Source organism: Wolbachia endosymbiont (group B) of Longitarsus flavicornis (assembly GCF_964028135.1).
Classification (GTDB): Bacteria; Pseudomonadota; Alphaproteobacteria; order Rickettsiales; family Anaplasmataceae; genus Wolbachia.
This window is the reverse complement of the sequence record NZ_OZ034758.1, coordinates 595,677-615,256: the sequence shown is the minus strand read 5'-3', so window position 1 is coordinate 615,256 and position 19,580 is coordinate 595,677. Positions and strand designations below refer to the sequence as shown.

At 33.7% G+C, this 19,580-nt stretch carries 12 protein-coding genes; 10 read left to right on the top strand and 2 right to left on the bottom strand.

Features of this window, described 5'->3' with window-relative positions; genetic code table 11:
- Positions 1–41: 41 nt before the first annotated feature.
- The 5 genes from ABWU45_RS02900 to ABWU45_RS02880 all read left to right on the top strand — a co-directional run bounded on the left by ABWU45_RS02900 (position 42) and on the right by ABWU45_RS02880 (position 5,274).
- Positions 42–2,213 carry a phage tail tape measure protein gene (locus tag ABWU45_RS02900; protein WP_353278943.1) on the top strand — a complete coding sequence of 724 codons (2,172 nt, stop codon included), beginning with the start codon at positions 42–44 and terminating at the stop codon, positions 2,211–2,213.
- 234 nt (positions 2,214–2,447) lie between these two features.
- The gene (locus ABWU45_RS02895; protein ID WP_353277936.1) at positions 2,448–3,461 is read left to right on the top strand and encodes an IS110 family transposase; all 1,014 of its coding nucleotides are present in this window, start codon (positions 2,448–2,450) and stop codon (positions 3,459–3,461) included.
- A 224-nt stretch (positions 3,462–3,685) separates the two neighbouring features.
- On the top strand, positions 3,686–4,108 hold the full coding sequence (locus tag ABWU45_RS02890) for a phage tail protein (protein ID WP_353278942.1): 423 nt from the start codon (positions 3,686–3,688) through the stop codon (positions 4,106–4,108).
- Positions 4,109–4,118: 10 nt separating this feature from the next.
- Positions 4,119–4,292, top strand: coding sequence for a tail protein X (locus ABWU45_RS02885; RefSeq protein WP_244226844.1), 174 nt, complete (start codon positions 4,119–4,121; stop codon positions 4,290–4,292).
- Position 4,293: 1 nt separating this feature from the next.
- Positions 4,294–5,274: a phage late control D family protein gene (locus ABWU45_RS02880; protein ID WP_208571645.1), complete on the top strand. Its 981-nt coding sequence runs from the start codon at positions 4,294–4,296 to the stop codon at positions 5,272–5,274.
- On the opposite strand, the gene ABWU45_RS02875 is transcribed toward ABWU45_RS02880, so the two are convergent.
- Positions 5,240–5,776, bottom strand: a complete 537-nt coding sequence (locus ABWU45_RS02875; protein ID WP_208571646.1) for an ankyrin repeat domain-containing protein — start codon at positions 5,774–5,776, stop codon at positions 5,240–5,242. The two genes, ABWU45_RS02880 and ABWU45_RS02875, sit on opposite strands and share 35 nt — an antisense overlap.
- 124 nt (positions 5,777–5,900) lie before the next feature.
- On the opposite strand from ABWU45_RS02875, the gene ABWU45_RS02870 reads away from it, so the two are divergent.
- The gene (locus ABWU45_RS02870; protein ID WP_012673232.1) at positions 5,901–6,119 is read left to right on the top strand and encodes a hypothetical protein; all 219 of its coding nucleotides are present in this window, start codon (positions 5,901–5,903) and stop codon (positions 6,117–6,119) included.
- Between the two features lie 4 nt (positions 6,120–6,123).
- A complete protein-coding gene (locus ABWU45_RS02865; RefSeq protein ID WP_191110951.1) occupies positions 6,124–7,044 on the top strand; it encodes a patatin-like phospholipase family protein in 921 nt (306 codons plus the stop codon).
- A 201-nt stretch (positions 7,045–7,245) separates the two neighbouring features.
- On the opposite strand, the gene ABWU45_RS02860 is transcribed toward ABWU45_RS02865, so the two are convergent.
- Positions 7,246–7,398: a hypothetical protein gene (locus ABWU45_RS02860; RefSeq protein WP_174516912.1), complete on the bottom strand. Its 153-nt coding sequence runs from the start codon at positions 7,396–7,398 to the stop codon at positions 7,246–7,248.
- Between the two features lie 519 nt (positions 7,399–7,917).
- Between ABWU45_RS02860 and ABWU45_RS02855 the strand changes: the two genes are divergently transcribed.
- From ABWU45_RS02855 to ABWU45_RS02845, 3 genes are all read left to right on the top strand, one after another.
- On the top strand, positions 7,918–10,518 hold the full coding sequence (locus ABWU45_RS02855) for an ankyrin repeat domain-containing protein (protein WP_353273559.1): 2,601 nt from the start codon (positions 7,918–7,920) through the stop codon (positions 10,516–10,518).
- A gap of 95 nt (positions 10,519–10,613) precedes the next feature.
- Positions 10,614–11,693 carry an ankyrin repeat domain-containing protein gene (locus tag ABWU45_RS02850; RefSeq protein WP_353278941.1) on the top strand — a complete coding sequence of 360 codons (1,080 nt, stop codon included), beginning with the start codon at positions 10,614–10,616 and terminating at the stop codon, positions 11,691–11,693.
- Between the two features lie 372 nt (positions 11,694–12,065).
- Positions 12,066–19,490: an ankyrin repeat domain-containing protein gene (locus ABWU45_RS02845; RefSeq protein ID WP_353278939.1), complete on the top strand. Its 7,425-nt coding sequence runs from the start codon at positions 12,066–12,068 to the stop codon at positions 19,488–19,490.
- The last annotated feature ends 90 nt before the right edge of the window (positions 19,491–19,580 follow it).

The window sequence follows — 19,580 nt, the reverse complement described above, 5'->3', positions numbered from 1 at the left end:
GAATTTATTACTTGGTTTGAAAGTAGCGGAAAATTATACAAATGAAGGCAATTTCTATAGTAATTGGAGCAACACTGCAAAGCAGTTTTAATAGTACGATAGCAGGTAGCACGAAGCAACTTTCTCGTATTGGTAGTACGATAAAACAACTTGAATCATCAAGTAAATCAGTATTCAAGTTTAAACAATTAAGCCACGATGCTCTGCTTGCTAGGCGTTCTTGGAATGAACTAGAAATAAAAACAAAATCTCTTGCTCAGCAGATAAAAAATACAGGAGCACCAAGTAAGAGCCTGCAAAACGAGTTTACAAGGTCTAAAACTGCAGCACTGAAAGCTAAAACAGCTTATTTACAAAAAAGAAGTGCTCTCCACCATTTACGCACGGAGTTCAGTAAAAGTGGTAGAGATATAAAATCTCTTATTGGAGATCAAGTTAAACTTGGCTCTTCTATTGAAAAGCTTAAAAATAACTATACAGCTTTAAATTCCGTAATGCAAAAACGTAAAGGAGTTTTAGCACAAAGAGCAAATTTCAAAGCTCAAATGATGGATGCTGTGGCACTTGGCCTCACCCTTGCAGCACCACTTAAGGCTGCAATTAGTTTTGAGAGTGCCATGGCTGATGTAAAGAAAGTTGTAAAGTTTGAAGATACAGATGTAAATGGCTTAACAAAACTTGGGGAAACATTAAAGGAAATGTCGCGTACAATTCCGCTATCTGCGGCAGAACTTGCGCAAATTACTGCAAGTGGTGGTCAACTTGGTATTAAAGCTAAAGATCTTACGACTTTTACAGACACTGTGGCCAAAATGGCAACTGCATTTGATATGTCAGCAGAAGAAGCAGGAGACGCTATTGCTAAACTTTCTAATATTTATCAAATTGAAATTGGTGAAATGAAAGGCATTGGTGATGCAATAAACCATATCTCTGATAACACTGCAGCAAAAGCTAAAGACATTGTTCCTGCATTAAACAGAATCGGTGGTACAGCAAGGCAATTTGGCTTAACTGCAGTAGAAGCGGGAGCTTTAGCAAGTAGCTTCATTAGTCTTGGTAAGACCCCCGAAAAAGCAGGTACAGCAATTAATGCGATGCTCAGTAAGTTGCAAACAGCAAGTAAGCAAGGTGGCAATTTTCAAAAAGCTTTTCAGCAGCTAAAAATAAATGCTAAGGAATTTGAAAAAGCAATTGGCAAGAATGCACAAGGCACATTAGTTAAGTTTTTAGAAACAATTGCAAAACTAGGTAAGCAAGAACGTTCTAGCGTTCTTTTTGATCTCTTTGGTCTTGAATATCAAGACGATATAGCACTACTCATTGGTAGTCTTGACGAGTACAAAAAATCTTTACGATTAATAAACGGGGAATATAAGGGCTCAATGCAAAGAGAGTTTGAAAATAGAGCAAATACTACAGCAAATAATCTTCAGCTACTTAAGAATTCAATAGCAGAAGTAGGAATGAATCTTGGTTCTGTATTATTACCACCTTTAAATTTTACTGTTAATCTTCTGAGGTCAGCAACTACACAAGTAGCACTTTATGCCAAGGAATATCCAGTATTGACTACAGTAATCATGAGTACTACTACAGCGTTGATTAGCATTAAAATAGCAGCTATATCTCTTGGCTATGCTTGGACTTTTGTAAAAGGTTCCTTATTCGCTTTTTTGTCTACTTGGAAAATGTTTGGATCTGTTATTACTTTAGTAAAAATAGGTCTTTCTGCAGTTTTTCCAGCAATTATTGTTGGATTTAAAGCATTGACAATTGCTTTAGTGAGTAATCCTATGGGACTCGTTATTGGCGGTCTTGCTGTTGCTGCAACTTTGATAATTACCAAATGGCAAGTGGTAAAGAACTTTTTTGTTACTATCTGGGAATCAGTGAAAATTGTATGGAAATCTTTTTCTGATTGGGTAGGAAAATTTTGGAATAATATTACTCAGCCCTTTAGAACAATCAGTAATCTGTGGAATAAAAGAAATGAGTCTAAACTAGAAGTTAAGTCTGTAAATAACGTTATAAGTGATTCTCTTAAGTACCCCATTGCGGCACACAGTAAAGCTGTAGAGAATAAAACTCAAAATAATCACTTCAGTATTAATATTCATTCAACCCCTGGGCAAGATACACGTAGCATTGCTGATGAAGTAATGGAGCGAATTAGAGAGCAATTTAGTGGCGCACTTTACGATATAAATTAAATTATGTTATCTTGTATCTTGAAAAAAGCATCTAATGTTTTAAGCTTAAGCATTAGGTGGAGAAGGGAAGAACTCTGGATGTTATCTTAGATATAAAATCTGTCCAAGAGAAAAGAGTTCCCTTCTCAAAAGTAGAGGTTGGACGGTATCTTAGAAAGACCTAAATGGTTCTAATTCTGTATGCACAAGGTTAGCCTTACTTTTCATTTTAAATGGTAACGTATGGAGTTATAAATGATCAACAACTTTTTAGGTATAGACATATCAAAAGATCGCTTTGATGTTTTTCTTTCTTTCATAAGTAAAAAAGGGAAACGCGAAACTAAGAAAAGGAATTTTAAAAACGATGATTCTGGGTTTCAAGGTCTACTTGATTTTTTACAAAAACATAATGTGGAGCAAGTAACAATCTGTATGGAAGCTACAGGTTGTTATAGTGAAGCTTTGGCTGAATTTCTACACAATGCTGGATATTTTGTTAGTGTAGTAAATCCTTATTGCATAAAATCTTATGCAAGGAGTAAGCTTGTGCGACAAAAGAATGATCAGAGCGATGCAGAGATTATAGCAGATTATTGTCAAAGACAGGAACCTACACGTTGGACACCACCTTCTTCTGAAAAGAAAAAATTAAAACATCTTTATCGTTGTTCAGCTGCGTTAAAAAATGAATTAACATTAGTAAATAATCATTTAGAAAAGAAAGAGAGACTGCCTGAAAAAGTTGTAAATGTTTGGGAAAATCTTTCAGTGAACATAGAGCAATCAATAGAAACAATAAAAAACTCCATACATGAACTATTAAAACAACACAAAGAATTGTTGGAAGATTTTCAGCTACTATTAACTGTTCCAGGCATAGGAAAGGAATCAGCAGTAGCTATTTTAGCTGAAATTTCTGATATAAAAGTTTTTATAAATGCCAGGCAATTGGCATCATATGCTGGAACTATACCACGGAATATAACATCAGGTTCATCTGTATATGCCAAGCCCAGATTAAGTAAATCAGGTTCACAAACATTATGTAAGGCAATGTATTTTCCTGCTATAGTATCTAAAAAGCATAATCCTATTATTATGACTTTTTGTAAGAGGTTAAAAGAGAAAGGCAAGCATAACATGGCCATTGTAGGAGCTGCAATGCGCAAGTTACTCCATATAGTTTTTGGTGTTTTAAGTTCAAGGAAGGCTTTTGATCCAGATCATATCAAGAATTATAAGGCTAGAAGATTAGCTGAAGTTTAAAGTCAAAAAGTGCTCCATCACATCTTATGTGAAATAGTATCTTACACAAATTTATTTAATGTTGCTGGTTAGTGTGTATGTTGATAAGTAAATTGATTTTACATATACACAACAGCAGAAATTTACTTATCAACATATACACTAACTATAATCTGTGTACTGCTACACAGATTGTGAATTGGAAGTATTTTTTTTGGTTTTATGATGCAATTTAGGAAATTTTTATGTTGACTAACAAGACGGTATCTCTTGGTCCATATAGATTTTCATTAATTGAGCAAGGCTTTACACGCAGAAGTGAATATCGCTGGCCTGCACTTGAGCGTATTGGGGAAAAGCCATTGCTTCAAAGTATTGGTCCTGGAGAGGACATTGTTGAGCTTGCAGGAGTAATCTATTCAGGAGGGCTGAAGCAAATAAATAATATGCGAAATTCATCGAAACCTCTTTTACTTATTGATGGCCAAGGTAACATTTTAGGCCATTTTGTTATTGTGAAAATAGAAGAAACGCAGAAATATTTTTTTCCAAATGGTGAACCAAGAAAGATTGAGTTTCATTTAAGTTTAAAACATTATAGCAATTTATCATCACAAAATAACACTACTGACTTTACTGCAGCTGACAATGATGTACTACAAAACTAAGGAAAATGATATGTTAGATTTAATCTGCTGGAACTACTATGGATTCAGCTCAGAAGCAGTTGAGATTGTGTTAAGAGCTAATCCTGGACTTGCAGAGTATAAAAGTCTTCCTGCAGGATTAATCATTAAACTTCCTGTTATTCAAAAAGAGACACAAAAGCAAGTAGTAAAACTATGGGATTAAAATGACACCAGACTTTAGTATTTCAGTAGAGGGCATTTCCATCACTGAATTGGTGAAAAGTCGATTGGTATCAATGCATATTACTGATGAAGCAGGAGTAATAAGTGATACTGCTGTAATTCATCTTGATGACCGTGATTCATTATTTGAGATTCCTAGAACTGGGGCAAAGCTAAATATTTTACTCGGGTATAAGGAAACTGGCATTGTGCCAATGGGAGATTATATAGTAAATGAAATTACGCTACAAGGCCCGCCACAATCACTAAAGATTAAAAGTCATGCAGCGGATCTAAAAGAGTCATTAAAGGAACAAGTGTTTAATGAGTGGCATCAAATCACCTTAAATGATTTGGTAAAAAAGATTGCAGACAAACATGGCTATCAAGCTAAAGTTGCTGCAGAGTTTGTAAATATCATGATATCACATATTGATCAAACTGCAGAGAGCGATATGCATTTTTTAACCAGGCTTGCTCAAATTTATGGAGCAATAGCAAAACCTGCAGGAGGATATTTACTGTTTGTTTCAAAAGGAAAAGCAAAATCAGTTACCGGAAAAACTTTAAGCACTATTACTTTAACACCTAGAGATATTACAAATTGGAAAGTAAAATTTAATGAGCGTAATCAATATGGCTCGGTTATTGCTTACTGGTATGATTATGAAAAAGCAGAGACAATAACGGAAAAAGTAGGTGATCAAGAACCAAGCTATATTTTGCGAGATATTTATGCAAGTAGTGATTTGGCACAAAGTGCAGCATCTGCGAAGTTGAATCAGCTGATGAGTAATGCAGCAACACTCAATGTCACAATGCCAGGAAATCCTGAATTATTTGCTGAAGCAAAGATTAATCTTTCTGGATTTCGCAAAGGAGTTTATGGTAAATGGATAATAAATAGGGCTGAGCATGTAATTGATAACCTTGGCTATCGTACTATTGTTACGGGAATAATTGATAGTTGGAAAGTAAATTGATAATTTCCTCATAGATATCTTCTTTATTATTGTTTAATTCCTCTACAGCAAGATCTAAAGGAGTTTTTTTATCTTTGTTTTTAGCAGAAGGATTTGCTCCATTTTTCAGTAGAAATTTAGCAATTTCCAGATGTCCTTTTCGTACAGCATAGTGCAGAGCTGTCCAGCTAAAAGCATCAGTAGTATTTACATCAATGCCTTCTTCAATTAGAAATTTTACGACTTCTAAACAGCCTCCGCTTGTAGCATAGTGTAATGATGTTGCACCAAAATGATGAGTAGCATTGATATCTACTACATTTTTTATTAAGGATCTTACAGTATCTAAATTACATTTTTCAGCTGCAGTAGATAATGTTTCCAGATCATTGCCACTTGCCTTACTTTTTATTGGCACATCTTTTGATAATTGGTCTGTACTAAAGTGCTGATACAGAACAATAACGCATATTATCGGTATTATTGAACTTGTTAACAATTTCCAAAAAAGGCTAGATTTCATGTTGATTATATTATTTACATCGCTTGTTTAGTGCAACTAATTAACTTTATTTTAGAAAAGATTTTTTGGACGTATTTTTGATGAATCTTGTATATGTATATATACAACTTTTCCTTTAAAAAAGATGACAAACACAGGAAAGATCCCTGTAGCAGTAATTGCTACTATGGTGATACAAACAATAGCATTGATCTGGTGGCTAGCTAAGCTCGACTTAAGAGTGCATATGCATGATAAATTTATAGAGCAAAATCAAAGGACTACAGAAATCATCTATCGCCTTGAAGAAAGGGTCAAAAACCTTGCTGAGGAAGTTAATGAACTTGAGCAGAGACAAAAATAAAAAAGTGGCAAAGTATATTTTATCTGTTGATGGAGGTGGAATCAGAGGAATAATTCCTGCCATTATTCTAGCAGAAATTGAATCTAGGACAAAAAAGCCAATTTCCCAGATTTTTGATTTAATGGCAGGCACCTCAACCGGTGGGATTATTGTTGCTGGACTTTGTAAAAGCAATAAACTTCAATACTCTGCCAATGATTTGGTTGAACTTTATCAAGAGTATGGAGCATATATCTTTCAATCATCATTTTGGAGAAAATCAATTGCTTCTTGGCTGAGTGGTTCTCAGTACTCGTATAGAAATATGGAATTTATTCTCAACAAATACTTTGGTGAAAGTACTATGGCCGATGTTGCAAGTAATCTACTACTCACCAGTTATGACATTCACAATAGTTGTGAATTTTTCTTTAAAAGTTGGAAAGAAGAAAACATTAAGTTGAAAGATGCACTCAGAGCTACAACAGCTGCTCCAACGTACTTTACACCAAAACGTCTGAAAATTAGCCAAACAGAGAGAGTGTTGATAGATGGCGGAGTGTTTGCTAATAATCCAGCAGCTTGTGCATATGCAAGTGGCAAGAGATTATTTCCAAATGATGAGATTATACTGCTATCAATAGGCACTGGTGGAACAGATAGAAGTATAAAGTATGCTAACTCAAGGAAATTTGGCAAAATAGGGTGGATCAAGCCACTACTGAATGTGATGTTCGCTTCTGGATTGGATTGCGTTGATTATCAACTAGAACAAGTAATAGATGATAAATACATAAGAATACAATCGCAATTGAAAGTAGCATCGACTGAGATGGACAATATTACACTCAGAAATATCAAATTTCTTCAGCAAGAGGCAAGTAAAATGATAGAGGATAACCAGAAAGTGATAGACAAATTCTGCAAGCAAAATCGAAAACTATAACTGAGCTAGAAAAACAAAATAAGCGAGTTTCTAGTATCTACTTTAATAAATTTACTAAAATATTTTTTTAATATTATATATTGAATACAGAAGCACAAGAATTTCATCCAGTAATGCAGATAATTAATTATGTAATCACCTTTGTTGGTATTTTAATATATTGTGTAGAAATCAGTAAACTAATGTTGCTTTTAATTCAGGTTAAGTTTTGGAAGCATGATTTTCAAGTTCCTCAATAGATAAATCTGTTATTTTAGAAATAGCATTAACAGAAACGTCCAACATAAGTAGATTATTTGCAACCTTTATTGACTCTGCTTTGTAAATCAGGAATGTTGCACCAAATGTTGACATTAAACTTTATGATATGAGGTATCTTTGATGTTTTTACGCTACTAAATTCATGATATCCATCTCTTGGCGATTTAAGCCTATTTTTAGAGTATTTATAAAAAGACGATAAGACCCCCTTCTACATCTAAAGCCTAAAATGCAATTCTCAGATGATCTCTGACAGACGTTTTTTTCATCAACACATTCAAAACAATAAAAAGATTGAATATTTCTTCACAATTGTGTATAATTATTAATGCTTTGGTGCACGTAACGATTATACTTTAAAAAGAATGTTGGCTACTGAGAAGAATGAAGACATCTTCATCAGAAAAAAAAGGGGCAAAAACAGAGAAAATTGACGTAGCTACTTAAGGCAGGTGTCTCTATTGCAGCTGAGACAACTGATCTACTCATGATCAAATGAAAAAGTTATAAGCATACAGATTGGATTACAGTATCTTTTTTAAGAAGAAGATTTATCTTGCTTAAAAACTTGTAGATACTATATTTTACATAAATTCTTCATGCGAGGCCTTTATGTTTACTAATAGAATATCTAATAATCTGGATCAGCTGCAATTTTTTGTAGAGTTTTTAAATGAAAACTATGAAACTCAGAAACATCTTAGTCTTACGCCGCTACATTTAGCAGCAGGAAATGGTCAGTTGGATTTAGTCAACACTTTATTAGGAGAGGGTTTAGATATTAACTCAGAGATTAAGTACGATGCCTTTACGCCACTGTATTTTTCAATTGCAAAAAATCGCTTAGAGATGGTTAACTTTCTTATTGCTCATGGAGCAGATGTAAACCATAAGACCATTCTAGGCTTTACACCTTTAAGTTTTGCATCCCAGCAAGGATATTTAGATATAGTCAACACCTTGATTGCAAATGGAGCAGATCTTAGTACTAAAACAGATAAACTTAATACACCTTTACACCTAGCAGCAGAAAATGGTCATCTAGATATAGTAAATGTTTTTATTGAAAAGGGATTAGATGTTAATGCTGTAAATAATGATCGAGCAAGACCTTTGCATTCTGCAGTACAAAATGGTAACCTCGAAGTAGTTAAAGCTCTTATTTCACAAGGGTCTAATATTAACGCTGGATCTTCAGGCATAGGTAATCATAAAGTTGATGCAAACATTACACCCTTACATCTGGGAACACAAACTGGTAGGTTAGATATAGTTAAAGTTCTGCTTGAAGCGGGAGCAAACGTTAATGCAAAAACAGATGATAAGATTACACCTCTACATTTAGCGTCTCAAAATGGCTTTTTAGAGTTAGTAGACATTTTACTAAAAGCAAAATCTAATGTTAATGCTAAGGATTATGAGAATCTTACACCTCTACATTTAGCAGCAGAACGTAATCACTTTGGAGTAGTTAAGTCTCTTCTTCTCGTAAGGGGAATTGATGTTAATGCTAAGGACCACGATAATTCCACAGCTTTACATATAGGATCTCAGAATGGTCACTTAGAAGTAGTGAAGCTACTAATAGAGAAAAAAGCCAATGTTAATGCTAAAAAAAACGAAGGTTTTACACCTTTGCATCTAGCAATTCAGCAAAGTCATTTCGAGGTGAGTGATTTTTTAATTAAAAATGGAGCAAACATTAACACCGTGGATGATCAGAATTGGACTCCTTTACATAATGCAGCATATAATGGTTTTTCTTTAAAAATAGTAGAGAGCTTAATTGCAAAAGGAGCAAATATAAATGCAAAGATGGATGATGGTAGAAGAGCTCTACATTTGGCAGCAGAACATAATCACTTGGAAATAATGAATTTCTTGATTGAAAATGGAGCAGATATTAATGCTCTAGATAACAGAAGTTGGACTCCTCTACATTGTGCAGCATATGATGGTAATTTAGAAGTTGCTAAATCTTTGCTTGATAAAGGAGTAGACATTAATGCTAAAACAGTTAAAAGTACTACACCTCTACACTTTGCAGTAGACCATGATCATTTAGAGGTGGTTGAATTGCTCTTAGAAAAGGAAGCAGATATTAATGCTTTAGATCACACAAATTGGACTCCTTTACATTTTGCAGCAGAAAAAGGTTATGATCAGATAGCAACCGTTCTATTGAAACATGGCGCTGATGTAAGTGTAAAAGAAAGTCAAAATAAAGGCACAGCCCTACATCTTGCAGCTCAATATGGTCATCCTAAGGTAGTCAAAACCCTTATTATAAGTGGAGCAAATGTTAATGCAAAAATGGATAAAAATGCTACACCTTTACACTTAGGGGCACAAATTGGTAATTTAGATATAGTTAGGTCTCTGCTTATGAGCGGAGCATACTTTAATGCTAGAGCTGAAGGAGGTAGATATGTTTTACCATTACACTTTGCAGAAAGAAGAGGAAACCCAGAAGTCATAAAATTACTAAAATTGGTTGAGAAGTTATTTAAGGCTATAGAAGATAATAATTATTTAGGAATTGAGAGTTCCATTAGAGATGGAGCAATCATTGATTCGAAAAACGTGGATGGAAGAACGCCATTACATTATGCTGTTAATAATGGGCACATAAAAGTTGTAAATATCTTGCTAGCAAATGGAGCTGATGCTACTAAAGTTACTAACAAAGGTAATACACCATTACACACTGCTGCTTCCAAAGGTCATAAAGAAATTATTGAAGCTTTGTTACAACGTGTAAGCCACAATAAATTGAGTGATTTTATTAATGCTAAAACAATAGTTAAAGGCACTGCATCGTTGCATGTTGCTACTGAAAATAGCTTTTTTGAAGCTGTAAAGTCTTTGTTGAAACATGGTGCAATTTATAACATCAAGAATAAGGAAGGTAAAATACCACTTGATCTTTCTCGAGACCAAAATATTACTAACCTATTGAAATTAGTAGAAGAGCTGTTTGAGAATGCAAAAAATGGTAATGTTGAAATTATCAGTAAGCTGAGAGCAATAAAACCCGATGAGCGCGTAGCTGTAACAAATGCTCGTGATGATCAAGGCAAGTCATTAGTCCAGGTTGCAGTAATCAATAAACACTCAAACCTTGCAAGTAGATTATTAGAAATATTAAAAAGTCCAGATCAGAGTTTACAAGATGTCAGCGTAGAAAATCGAGTAAAGAGTTTAAAGTTATAGCTCTCTTAAATGAAACTCTAATGAGGGTGCCAAGATCTAGAAAATATACAAAAATTTTGTTACAAAATAGTGAAATTTAGGAGGATTTTAAAAATATGCTAAATAATAATATTAACAAAGAATTAGAAAAAGCAGTCTATGAACGAAACTTAGAAAAAGTTAAAGCTCTTTTGTCTGCAGGTGCTAATGCTAACCTTAGAGTAGAAAGGAATAGAGATACGTTACTTCATACTACTAGTAGTGTAGAAATTACTAAAGAGCTTTTGTTAGGTGGTGCCGAAGTCAATTCAAGAAACATGTATAGTGAAACTCCACTACATTCTGCTATAACACTGGGGAAGGAATTAGAATTAGTTAGAGAACTTCTGAAACATGGTGCTGATGTAAATGCAACAAACCGTAAAGGCAATACTGCACTGAACCATGCTGTAAAAAAAAGTGGTAAAAATCTGGAAGTAGTTAAAGAACTATTAGAATATGGAGCTGATATTAATATAAGAAATCGTGAACGACGGCTTTATGATAATTGTTCCACATCTTTAGATAACGCTGTAAGTGATCTAGCATGCGCTAAATTGTTGATTAAATTTACTTTAGTAAGGAACTTCAATAAGGATTACGGAAAAATTATTGACTTATCTCCTTATAAAGGATGCAGTAATTACAGTAAATTATCAAGTTATCTAGATGACTGTGTTTGTGAAATTCTTCAAATGAAAACAGATGAAATAAAAGATAGCCTTCCACTATATGAATTTGTTACAAATAATTTCAACATACATGTACTATATAATAATCAATTATCTGTAAGACTAGCAAAAATTGATTATTCCATACGCTATCCTATATATAATGATATCATATTAGATAAGGTAAAACCTTTTTTAGAAAGAGCAGATTTGTTAAATAAGTTAAGTAAGATACAATTTTATACTAAATTAGATGTGGCAGATCAAGATGCCAAAGAAAAGAAAATTATTCTGGATCATGATTCTACATATAATATAACTGAATATCTATCTAATGATAACTTGTTAAACTTTATAGTAGCGTTTGATGATTCCAATAAACGTACTTTTCAATCTTTAAGTTCCTTAAATAATTTCGTAGAGCCTGGTACAAGACTTTATGAAACTTCTATAAGTAATGATACCAAACGTGCAAGATTAGAATAAATACATTTTTTGTCAGTACTAGAGTTTTTTATGAACAACAATTAGTCGTATGGTTCCAGAGAGGTGATACATAAGAGATTGCTATAATGCCAAAACACTAAACTTAGTGCTTTTTTATGTAAGTTGATCATCATTTCTCTTTGTTGTTTTCAAACGGGTTATTATTAGTAGGTGTTACTAAAAATTTAAACAACCAACACATTTCCCACACCCAAAATCAAATGTTGTGAAGGCTTTTCGTCCTGAAATTGCAGGATTAGTAGATATTCTCTCAAAAATATTTTATTAACAAAAGATGCTATTTTAATTTTTGCCATATTAAGTAAACTTTGCTATTCTAATACTGGTGTAAATATATCTCAGAGAGGGTTTATGCATGTACCTAAACAACAAACCAGTTTTTATCAAGAAGATAAACAGTTTTTATCACGTTCTTACACATCAAAAGAGGAGTTTATTAGAGAATATAAAAAGCTCTACCGCAGAAAAGCAAAAGCTGAAGAACTTTATCTCCTGGTTTTAACTGAACTCGAAGAGGCAATATCAGATGGTAATGTCGACAGCTTAAAAAAATTAAGCAATTTTATTGATTACATAACTGATGCAGAAGATCAAGTAACTTTGAGAGACTATTATGATAATGCTAACAATCCTGTTAAGAGTACTAACTTAGTTATCTTAGCTTGTAAACACAATAAGGTAAAGATTTTAGAATACCTACTTGGCAATAATAGTAAAATTCTCAGTAATTTATCTGTTGGCATCAGAGAAACTACTATATTACCAGATGATGAGGATGAAACATGCCATAATGCGTTTTATTATGCTATACGTTCAGGTAATGTTGAACTTCTTGATACACTCATTAATAAATGGCCAGGTAATTATTTTGCTGTTCATTTCAGGGAATTAGATGAAATTCTTTCACGAGCTTATGAGGAATTAAAACTAAAGAACGTATTCTTGTCAGAAGAGATAGAAATTTTTGTTGAAAATAAGTTGATAAACCTCCGTTTTTTCTCTAGTGCTTCTGGACAAGATCAGAATGTGAAGAGTTATCTTAATAACATAAGAGAGCGGATTGAGTTAGTACTTCAAAATATTAGCCTGTTAAAGGCAGAGTATTCAAACACAGAAAAAGTAGATGAAAAGTTTTTATTCATAGCAAAATTTATTGCACAAAATATTCATATATTAAAGCGGCAGTTGAAATCAACCTACGATAGACTACCTTGGGAAGAAATGGAATTTTGTTTGATCAGTTTTGTTTCTTCTCACATAAAACGACAGGAAATGAATCTATTCTATAATGCCACATTGAATAAAAGTAAAATACTAGACCACTTGGAAAATTTTGCAAAGAAACTTAAAGAAGAAAAAGATATTATAGAAGGTGTGGACATTGGTAAATTTGCTGATCTCCCGAAGTTAAAACGTGAGAGGGTTGTTGCAGAGATCGTTAGCAATTATCCTCAATTTGGAGAGTTGTATAGCGATTATCAACAAATTAGGGATATTCATTCTTTAGAGAAAATAAGTGATTATATAAAGTTGGCATTATCAGCTAATCCTAAAGAAAGGGAAGGACAGTTAATTATTACAAGGGTTTTACAGGTTATTGGTGAATATTTAAAAAACACTCTAGAATCTCCCAAGTTATCTAGCACTACAAGCGAGCTTCTTCTACTATCATTACCAAAGAACACAAGAGAAGTCATTATAGATTTACGTAACTCACTATCACATGCTTATTCACTCTCTAAAAGAACAGAGATTGAGGAAAATACAGATGTTAATTTTTTTATTGGTGTTCAAAATGACACTAAGAAAGTTGGTGATGTGATTACTAGTATTCTTTATGACAACAAAATTAAAACTGTCAGAATACTTCTAAGAAAAATTATTAATAGTGAGAACTTGGATGAGATAAAAGAAGTCACCGAAGCGTTTAGCAACGCTAAATTAGATGAAATAACCTCAGGAAACTTTGTAACAATGGAACACGAAAAGCTTAAAAAGCTCATTGCAGAACTAAGCAATAGTGTAACTGAAAAGACAAGTCACGAGCAAGAGCTGTTTAATAAAATTAATAACATAATCAATTGTGCAGGAACTCAATCAGAAAATATCAGAACTGATTATATTACAGGGTTTGCATTATTAAAGAGTTTAAGTATTGGCTTTAGTGATAATAAGATTGACCATAACGTTATTAGGGGAATGAAATTTCGTGCTAATAAAACATTAGAGAATATTGTTCCCCGAATAGAATCTCACAGCCTTAAAGAGATTGCTGAGCTATCGAAGAAGATTTCTCATAGTGTTAAGTCAAGAATACAAGAAGACAACCTTGATGAAGTAAATAGATTAACTTGCGAAATTTTTTATATTGCTGAATTTGGAACAGGTGATATCAAATGGATTGAGGAATTAAGAGAAAAGTTGAATGAGAAAGGTTCTTTTATTCCTGCATACAAACAAAAGAAGACTTACAATATAACAGAAGAAAAATATAATAACCAACTTGCACTGAAGCTATCTGAACTGAAAAGTATTTTAAGGAATAACGCATTGAGTGGTAAATTAATTGAAAAACTCCCTTCCTATAAGAGTAATAAGAAATTGCAAGCAGTAGTAGAAATGCTTGTTCTGGATATAATGTCAATCTTAGGCACCTCAAAGAATTATCTAGAAAACAATTTACTTTTCTTAGATGAGAATACTCCTTTACTAACTGGAAAATGTTTGCGTAATCACTTAGCACACGATAATGCCTTGGTTGATGTATTGTTATCTGATCCCTCAATAGCAGTTATCTTAAACGCTAAAAAACTTACTTCAGAAAACATAATGAAAAGTAAGAAAAAAGTTGGCAAGTTAGTGAGAGACGATCCTTCCAAATTGAAGGATAAATACGATCAAGGTCTTATTACTATTACTAATCAGGAAAGAATGTTTGTCGCATTGGAAGAAGGGAATCTCGAAGACTTAAAGAGTTATCTCAAAAAAGGAGCAGACATCAATGCTAGAAGTATTAACTTATGGACTACATTACATTTTGCTGCTAAGGGACCTAGTCTTGAAATTGTAAAATTTGTTCTTAATCAAAATTTAGACGTTAATGTTAAAGATATTAATGGTCAAAGCCCACTACAGATCGCTGCTGCACATGGAAGAAAAAATATTGTGAAGTTTTTTGTAGGGGAAGCTGGTTTATATGTTGATGATGCAGATAATCATGGCAAAACACCACTACACATTGCAGCCCAAAATGGTCACAAGGATACTGTTGAGGTTTTATTAAAAAATAAAGCCAGTACTGTTACTCAAGATATGAGTGGTCTTTCACCTTTATATTATGCAATAAGAAATAATCATGTTAATGTTGCTAAGGTTCTACTAGAAAAAGATACGAATGTTGATATTAATGAGGCCATGGGTGGCTTTACTCCATTGCATGAAGCTGCAGAAAGTGGTCACCTGGAGTTAGTTAATTTCTTACTTCAAAATAAGGCAGACGTTAATGCTAGAAATGACAGAGATTGGACACCATTACATGCAGCGGCGTTTAATGGCCATCTGGAAATAGTAAACGCTTTAATTCTGAAAGGGGCAAATGTTAATGCTAGTGTCATAAATGGTTGTACACCATTACACTATGCAATAGAAAACGGTCATGAAAAGATAGCTAATATTTTATTGAAGCATGGAGCTAATGTTAATGTTGTTGACAAAACCTATAATAACACACCTTTGCACTACGCAGCAAAAGATGGACATGAGAAAATTGTTAAGGCTTTACTGACAAATAAGGCAAATGCTAGTATTGCCACTGTGGAAGGTATAACCCCACTACATTTTGCAGTGCAGAGTGGCCACTTGAAGATAGTTGTTGCTCTTCTTGAGCATGGGGTTAACATTCGCGCTAAAGATAAAAATAATGCTACGCCATTACACTATGCAGCAGAGAGTGGTCATAAGGCAGTTGCTGAGCTTTTAATAAAAAATGGAGTAGAAGTCAATGATAAAGCCAATAATAATCTAACACCATTACATGTAGCTGCTCTGAAAGGTCACAAAGATATTATTGAACTCCTAATAAGAAATAAAGCTGAAGTTAGAGCTCAAGACATTAAGGGTAGTACACCATTACATGCAGCTGCTATGAACGGTAGCAAAGATGTTATTGATCTCTTGATAAAAAATAAAGCTGAAGTCGATGCTAGAACTAATGATGGTATGACACCATTACATTCAGCTGCTCTAAATGGCCGTGGAGATGCTGTTGTTTTCCTAATAAAAAATAAAGCTGAAGTAAATGCTAAAGCTAATTATGGTCTTACACCGTTACATGCAGCTGTTGTAGAAGACCATAAAGACGTTGTTAATCTTTTAATAAAAAATAAAGCTAAAGTTAACGAGGAAGGTATTGCAGGCAGTACACCATTACATGTAGCTGTGGAAGCAGGTCATAAGGAAATCGTTGAGATTCTGGTAGCAAATGGAGCCAATGTTAATGTTAAGAGCAATAACCTAACACCATTGCTTTCTGCTATTAAATATAATCATAAGGAAATCGTCGAAGTTCTTATAGCAAATGGAGCTAGTGTTAATGTAGAAGGTGGTGAACCTTTATTACTCGCAGTTCTTGCTGGCTACAGAGATATTGTAGAGATTTTGCTAAGAAATAAAGCTTATGTTAACACAAAAGGTCCTGAAAATACTACACTATTGCATTTGGCTGCTAAAAGAGGTGATAAGGAGATAGTAAATGCTCTGATAACAAAAGGAGCTAATGTTGATGCTATGACTATTAATGGTACAACACCGTTATATCTTGCAGCACAAGAAGGTCATGGGGAAATTGCTGAAACTTTGATAGCAAATAGGGCTAATGTTAACATTGTAAATGTTGAAAGTGCTCCGCTACATATAGCTGCAGGACACGGCCATGATAATGTTGTTGAAGTCCTATTAAGTAATGGAGCAAAAATTAATGTTAAAGACAATAAGAGTAGAACATCTTTAGAATTAGCAGTGTCACATGGTCATTTGCAAGTGGTTAAAATGTTACTGCAGTATAAAAAAGTAGATATGAATGCTAAAGGCAATGATGATTGGACTATACTGCACATTGCTTCACAGGAAAGTAACTTGGAAATGGTAAAATGTCTAGTAGATGAAGGGTCTAATATTAATGCTAAAAATGCCTCTGGATCAAAGCCTATACACATTGCAGCTAGAGAAGGTTATAAAAATACCGTAGAGTTTTTCCTTAGCAAGGGGTTGAGTATTAATGAGCTTGGTGCAGCTAACCAGACATTACTACACTATGCTGCAATGAAAGGTCGGTTAGAAGTTGTAAAGTATTTGATAGCACAAGGTGCTGACGTTAATGCTAAAGATACTAATGGCTTAACCCCTATGCATATTGCTGCTAATTTTGGTTATAAAGACGTTATTGAAGTTTTATTAAAAAATGGTGCAGTTTATAACGCTGTTGACAAGCTTTGTAGAAGACCATTAGAAATGACTAACGATAAAGACGTTATCAATCTATTAGCATCAACTGAGAAATTATTTGAGGCTGTAAAACGTAATAGCTCTTCAGAGGTTGAGAATTACATTCAAGCAGGAGCGTTTGTTAATGCCAAAAATGCTGATAGTGTAACACCATTATATTATGCTGCATGGAAGGGCTATGATGGAGTTGTCAATATTCTATTACAAAATAAAGCTAATCCTAATGTGGTTGGTAACAAGGGGTTTACTCCTCTGCATTATGCTGCTAAGTTCTCTCACTTAAAAGTTGTAAAGGCCCTATTGTCTAATGGTGCAGTATACAATGCTGTCTCTGACAGTGGGAAAACACCATCAGATTTTACTGTGGATAAAAGTATAACTAGCTTATTTAAACTAGTCAGTGAATCATTTAAAAAGGTTAAAGATGGTAATGCTCAAGTTATTAATGACCTAAATAAGATAAAGGATATTGATACAGTAAAAGCAGTGATGAGTGCTCGTAATAGAGAGAACAAAACGTTAGTAGTTGCTGCAGTACATAGTAACTTTTCAAAAGTCGAGCAGTTGAAGCAGATATCGCAAAGTGACGTATCCGCTCAGATTGATACAGCTTTAGTGCTCTTGAATCAAGGCAATTACCAAAAAGCCTTAAGTATTTTCAGAAGCGCATTTGAAAGAAGAAAAGAAATACTAGGACCAGACAATCCTGGTACTTTAGATATTCAGACATATATAGCCAAAGTGCTATATAAGCAAGGAATTTACCAAGAAGCTTTAAATATGCTTGAAGAGATTTTTCAGAAACAAAAAGAAATGCTGGGTTTAAACGATAAGGATACTTTAAGTACAAGAAGTACAATCGCTTTAGTGCTGCATAGACAGGGGAAAGATGAAGAAGCTTTTAATATTTATCAAGAAGTCTATCAGAGACAAAAGGAAATACTAGGGTCAAATCATTCAGATACCTTAAATACTCAGTTTCACATGGCATTAGTATTAGATAAACAGGGAAAATATGAAGAAGCGTTAAATATCAATAGGGCAGTTTTTGAAAAGAGGAAAGAAACACTAGGTACACATGATCTAGCCACTGTGAGTGCCAAAAATAATATAGCAATGGTACTAGCTAACCAAGGTAAATACGAAGAGTCCTTAAAAATCTATAAAGAGGTTTTTGAAAAGAAGAAAATAATTTTAGGTATTAATCATGCTGATACCTTGAGAACGTTACATAACATTGCTGGGGTACTCTTCAATCAAAATAAATATCATGAAGCCTTGAAAGCTTTTCAAGAGGTTTTAAATATACAGAAAAAAGCTTTACAACAAAATCACCCAGAAACCTTGAATACTCAATACAACATAGCAAATGTACTTTTTGCTCAAGGGAAATGGATCAGCGCACTTAAAGTCTACAGAGAAAGTTTTGATCAAAGAAAAGCTGTTTTTGGACCAAGTCATCCGAGTGTTTTAGATATTTTAAAAAAGATAGAGATGATTAATTTTAGATTTAAGCTTGAGGGTAGCGAAGCATCAGAGGTTCTCCAGCATCTGCAGAAAGATATCAACATTGCTGCTAGTAAAGGTGATATACGAACTGTTCAGCGTCTGTTAAAAGATGGAGCTGATGCCAACGATAAAGATATTGATGGAAGAACACCGTTGCATTACGCTGTTAGCAATGGACACATAGATATAGTAAACATCTTACTAACAAATGGAGCTAATGTTAGTCAAGTTACTAATAAAGGTAATACACCATTACACACTGCTACTTCCAAATGTTACAAAGAAATTGTTGAGGTTCTGTTACAACATATCAGTCGTGATAAATTAAATGACTTTGTTAATGCTAAAACTACTTCTAGTGGTACTACATCACTTCATGTTGCAGCTAAAGGTGGCTCCTTGGAAGTTGTAAAATCTTTATTAAAACATGGTGCAATTTATAACATCAAGAATAAGGAAGGTAAAATACCACTTGATCTTTCTCGAGACCAAAATATTACTAACCTATTGAAATTAGTAGAAGAGCTGTTTGAGAATGCAAAAAATGGTAATGTTGAAATTATCAGTAAGCTGAGAGCAATAAAACCCGATGAGCGCGTAGCTGTAACAAATGCTCGTGATGATCAAGGCAAGTCATTAGTCCAGGTTGCAGTAATCAATAAACACTCAAACCTTGCAAGTAGATTATTAGAAATATTAAAAAGTCCAGATCAGAGTTTACAAGATGTCAGCGTAGAAAATCGAGTAAAGAGTTTAAAGTTATAGCTCTCTTAAATGAAACTCTAATGAGGGTGCCAAGATCTAGAAAATATATAAAAATTACAGTGGACTTTACATCTTACTAATTATAAATTA

Coding starts and splice junctions, on each gene's coding strand:
- ABWU45_RS02900 (WP_353278943.1), top strand. CDS start 42: ATGAAGGCAATTTCTATAGTAATTGGAGCAACACTGCAAAGCAGTTTT.
- ABWU45_RS02895 (WP_353277936.1), top strand. CDS start 2,448: ATGATCAACAACTTTTTAGGTATAGACATATCAAAAGATCGCTTTGAT.
- ABWU45_RS02890 (WP_353278942.1), top strand. CDS start 3,686: ATGTTGACTAACAAGACGGTATCTCTTGGTCCATATAGATTTTCATTA.
- ABWU45_RS02885 (WP_244226844.1), top strand. CDS start 4,119: ATGTTAGATTTAATCTGCTGGAACTACTATGGATTCAGCTCAGAAGCA.
- ABWU45_RS02880 (WP_208571645.1), top strand. CDS start 4,294: ATGACACCAGACTTTAGTATTTCAGTAGAGGGCATTTCCATCACTGAA.
- ABWU45_RS02875 (WP_208571646.1), bottom strand. CDS start 5,776: ATGAAATCTAGCCTTTTTTGGAAATTGTTAACAAGTTCAATAATACCG.
- ABWU45_RS02870 (WP_012673232.1), top strand. CDS start 5,901: ATGACAAACACAGGAAAGATCCCTGTAGCAGTAATTGCTACTATGGTG.
- ABWU45_RS02860 (WP_174516912.1), bottom strand. CDS start 7,398: ATGTCAACATTTGGTGCAACATTCCTGATTTACAAAGCAGAGTCAATA.
- ABWU45_RS02855 (WP_353273559.1), top strand. CDS start 7,918: ATGTTTACTAATAGAATATCTAATAATCTGGATCAGCTGCAATTTTTT.
- ABWU45_RS02850 (WP_353278941.1), top strand. CDS start 10,614: ATGCTAAATAATAATATTAACAAAGAATTAGAAAAAGCAGTCTATGAA.
- ABWU45_RS02845 (WP_353278939.1), top strand. CDS start 12,066: ATGCATGTACCTAAACAACAAACCAGTTTTTATCAAGAAGATAAACAG.